Here is a 1052-nt window from a genome sequence, read left to right as displayed (position 1 = left end):
TAAATGTTTCCTGTTTCTTCATCCCCATACACCACCATTGCGTTGATAGTGTTATTATCCCACATCCGGAGCCTTTATGGTAGTGCGGATTAAATCAGAGATTCCCTAGTAGCAAAGTTCGAATACCCACCCGGGTAATTCCCAGTCTGCATAGTTCGGGGAGGGATTTGATGCAAGACATATTGAGCTGCGTCATGGGTTTGGATATTCATCGTGACGTTATCGTTGCCTGTTTTGCCCAAGGCGAACTAGGTGCCGATCCGGAAATCGAGATCCACTTCTTCAGCTTACTTATCTAGCCATGCTTGATTGCAGTATGCAGTTTGATATTTTTAATCATTCAGTATATTTCCATTCCCGTCGCCCACCAAATAGACGCTTTCATCGCGCAGCGTGATAACAACATCTGGCTGATATTCGTCAATATATTCAAGCAGGGACTTTTCATCATAATAACGGTAATCCAAGGAGCGAGTCTCGTTGAACCCTGTCCAAAGCAGGGTTTCAATTGGGTTGGTGTAGGAGTCTCCAAAGATCAGGGCGTTCTTCAGCTCCGGGCGGTTTGTCCGGATCACCGTCTCCCCAATGTCGCCGCCCATATAAGCTGAATATGTGACATCCTCTGTATGGGTATTGGGAAACAGATAGACACTGGAGTCCACCTGAGTCCCGTTGTCGAACCGCGTAAATGGAATTGGTTTTTTCAATTCCACATATTCAAGCTTGTCGTCCGTTTCCCATAATTCGTAAAGCTTCCGATTCGCAGAGCCCAAGAATGGATTTGGCAGCACGGACCATTCCAAATCGTCTGAAGTCATAACAGGGATGTCGAAGTTCGTATCTGAATTAATCCTATCCATTAAGGCCAAATAGGCGGCATATGCTCCCCTGTAGGTGTAGTGATGATCTGTCTCATAATAGTAGTCTTTCGACGCGCCCATCTCTAGGGAATCTCTGATTTAATCCGCACTACCATAAAGGCTCCGGATGTGGGATAATAACACTATCAACGCAATGGTGGTGTATGGGGATGAAGAAACAGGAAACATTTA

1 protein-coding gene is annotated in these 1052 nt (G+C 45.5%); it reads right to left on the bottom strand.

Going from position 1 to position 1052, the window contains the following annotated elements:
* Positions 1–332 precede the first annotated feature (332 nt).
* The gene (locus tag ACTNBK_RS17075) at positions 333–941 is read right to left on the bottom strand and encodes a hypothetical protein (protein ID WP_441147884.1); all 609 of its coding nucleotides are present in this window, start codon (positions 939–941) and stop codon (positions 333–335) included.
* Positions 942–1052: the final 111 nt, after the last annotated feature.

Source organism: Intestinimonas sp. HCP28S3_D6 (assembly GCF_052065695.1).
Taxonomy (GTDB): domain Bacteria; phylum Bacillota; class Clostridia; order Oscillospirales; family Oscillospiraceae; genus Intestinimonas.
Note: the sequence above shows the minus strand (reverse complement) of the source record. Positions and strands in the feature narration are given on the sequence as shown.